Annotated in this window: 2 protein-coding genes and 1 pseudogene; 2 read left to right on the forward strand and 1 reads right to left on the reverse strand. The window is 40.6% G+C overall.

Annotation, left to right across the window (positions count from 1 at the left end; genetic code table 11):
• Window positions 1-196 precede the first annotated feature (196 nt).
• Window positions 197-748 (reverse strand): annotated as a pseudogene (locus tag F6K49_RS38920) (sigma-70 family RNA polymerase sigma factor); the annotation flags it as partial.
• Window positions 749-1,470: 722 nt separating this feature from the next.
• Between F6K49_RS38920 and F6K49_RS38925 the strand changes: the two are divergent.
• Complete coding sequence (locus tag F6K49_RS38925; RefSeq protein ID WP_293105861.1) at window positions 1,471-1,665, forward strand: hypothetical protein; 195 nt, start codon at window positions 1,471-1,473, stop codon at window positions 1,663-1,665.
• Window positions 1,666-2,475: 810 nt separating this feature from the next.
• On the forward strand, window positions 2,476-2,946 hold a 471-nt coding region (locus F6K49_RS38930), incomplete at its 3' end, for an AAA-like domain-containing protein (RefSeq protein WP_293105863.1).

The raw sequence follows: 2,946 nt of genomic DNA on the forward strand, positions 1-2,946 counted from the left end.
ACTTTTTTAATCTAATTTTTTTCATAGACGTTTAAGTCGTTAGACCAAATTACGCAATATGCATCTGATACATATTTTTTACGTTGCCTACTTATTTTTAGATAGTATTTATCTAGCTTTTTAGTTTATGGTTTATAATATATAAATAACACGCTCTGTGAAAACTGTCAAGTTTTAGCTGAAAAAGAAAGCCGTCCTATAAGGACGGGGCTTTAAACCCAATTTTTTCGGTAACCGATAAATCCTGATCAGTCTCATCCTCGCCGATAAAATATCCCCTCAACTCCTCTCTGAGAATGGCTCGCGCCTGGGAGATGCGCTTGCAGACATTCTGGTAGGAAATCTCTTGCTGTTGGGCTATCTCTCGATAAGACAGTTCTTGATAAAAATGCAAGATAAACGTCTGGTGCAGCCGAGCAGGTAAGTTATCAATCGCACTGCTGATAGCAATCTTTTTCTCGTCTGTTTCCAAAACCCTTTCTGGGGTATCGTCACAGGAAACTAGTCCTTTTTCCTCTGGAATCCCTTCTATATCCTCAACCTGGTTCGCGCTGCGACAATGTTCTCGATGAATATCCACGCAGAGGTTATGAGTCAGCTTTGTCAGCCAAGCCTTAAAATTAGAGATTTTCCGCCCAAACTTTTGCACCTTCTCCCATGCCTTGATCATCGCCCGACTCAGGGCATCTTCAGCATCGGTAGGGTTTCCACCCATCCACCTGAGACAGCGATGATAGAGATAATCTTGATATTGCTGCCATTGCTGCTAAAACTCTTTCTCTGAAACGTGATGAGATTGGCCCAATGCAGTAGAACTGGCTTCTAATTGAATATCTGACATCATAATTGATCAACACAATGGTGTATGCTCTCCACGGGAGTCCAGGGCTGATTTGTATAGCACTACGCATTAAGGTTAGGACATTGATACAAGCTGAAAAGCTCTTTTACTCAACTTTTGCCTTTTGCCTTTTGCCTTTTGCCTTGCGCGTAGCGCTATACTCGACATTTTTGACCTCGATTACCCGATCACCATGTGATATTACTTCTGCTTTTAGTCTCTTAATCTCATAAAACTCATGTAAAAACTCATATAAAAACTCATATAAAAACTCATGTAAAAACTCATGTAAAAACTCATGTATAGAGTTTTTATATAGGTTGTAAACAAAATTTTTGCTCAAAAAGGCAAGATGCAAGAGGCGAAACGCAAGAGGGGCAAGAGATTCAAAGTTTTATTGTCCAATCAAAAAAGACCATATACGTTTACATCTCAAATATAAACCCTATATACAGTGGAAAGTCGGGAGTCAACAGAAGCGGTAAATGGGGAGAATTATCTCTATATACCCATTTACCGCTTCTAAAAATCTGACGAAATCGCGTTTATACAACAAAATCAATGGCTGTGAAGCGCAAAAACCACTATTTTGCCTATTATTATCTGCTATAATAGCGTTTATCATAGCTATGAGGTACACATTATTTTTTCCCTCTTCCCTCTTCCCTCTTCCCTCTTCCCTCTTCCCTGCTCCGAAGTCCCTGCTCCGAAGTCCCTGCTCCGAAGTCCCTAAAAACCAGAGATTTGTACCTCATGGGTATAAGACTTGCTATATCTGCTATTATCTGCTATTATCACACTCCCCTGTCAGGGATTCCCAGTAGGGAGCATGTCAAATTTGCAGAACAAATGTACTAAAATAGCTCATAACTGCTACTTACGCCCCAAAAACACTGTAATTCAAGCGTTTGTAGTTCAAGTGTTCTTACAAAATTGACCTGCTTCCTTCCCAGGAATACAACTAGTTAACAATATTTAATAGTCACCTGGAAATTATATATGGTACTATCACTTACGGTTAGGATAATAAATCAAAGGAGGAAAGTAAGCCTTGAATGCCTGCCATCTCGGTAAGCTCCCTACTCGCAAGAAACGGGCAAGATGCCCGTTCCACCGAGAGGAGTGATGTTATCCCTTTAATCGAATGGTAGCTGACCAGCCTTAGTTATATAAACTAGCTGATCGCTAAGAGTTGAAATTCCTAAATCTTGGTGCATTTCCGGATTTAATTGGAATTAAACTAATACAGTAGTAAAGCGGCTGAATCAAGACTAGCTCTATAGTCGTAAATTATGATTTATGGGTATGATTGATACCCACCAATATTGGGCATCATCCAATATTGGGCATCATAGGAAATAACTAGTTATTAAACCTCCTATGGTTAACGGGGATTCAATTGACCAGTCAACAGCTCTAAAATTGCTGGGTCATTCAGGGTAAAAGCATCTATGTTTGTTTTGGTTGATTCCTATATATATATAGGAATGTTTGTAAATTAAATAAACACTCCTCAACACTATAGTTTTTGGATACCAAAAGGGTATAGCCAGACTCCTATGATTTGTTTCGGTGTGTCACGTTTGATCGAGCACTTAAAAGGTGCTTCTTGATAAATTGCGGTGACCTTTTAAATGAATCTTGACCGTATCCTAGAAATTGTTGACCGTCAACTAAAAGATAGCCAACATCGACCCCTTACTTCCATAGAAGTAATTATGCTGGGTGGGGTTTGGCAGTATAGAACTTATAACCAAATTGCCCTCGAAGCAGGTTATAGTCCAGGGTACCTTACCAGTGTCGTTGCTCCAGAGTTGTATCAGCGACTCTCGGAGGTGATTGGCCAGCGGGTAAGCAAGAAAAACTGTCGGGTGCTGCTGGAGTCTTATGCCACTGCCCAAACAGCCGCAGAGACAAACCCTTTTCAGGCAGATCTGGTGTTGCCAGAGCTGACGGGAAATGCTGCCAATGAAACCCCTGAGATACTACCTTGCTATCCCAGTGGCTCAATCCCTATCAACTCTCCCTTTTACCTAGAACGCTCTTCCCTTGAGGAGCAAGTTTATCAAGAAATCAAGAAACCGGGAGCGTTAATCAGGATTAAA

The sequence above is a fragment of the Moorena sp. SIO3I6 genome, assembly GCF_010672095.1.

Bases quoted from the DNA above. Each gene is read 5' to 3' on its own strand.
- F6K49_RS38925 (WP_293105861.1), top strand. From the start codon at position 1,471: ATGAGGTACACATTATTTTTTCCCTCTTCCCTCTTCCCTCTTCCCTCT.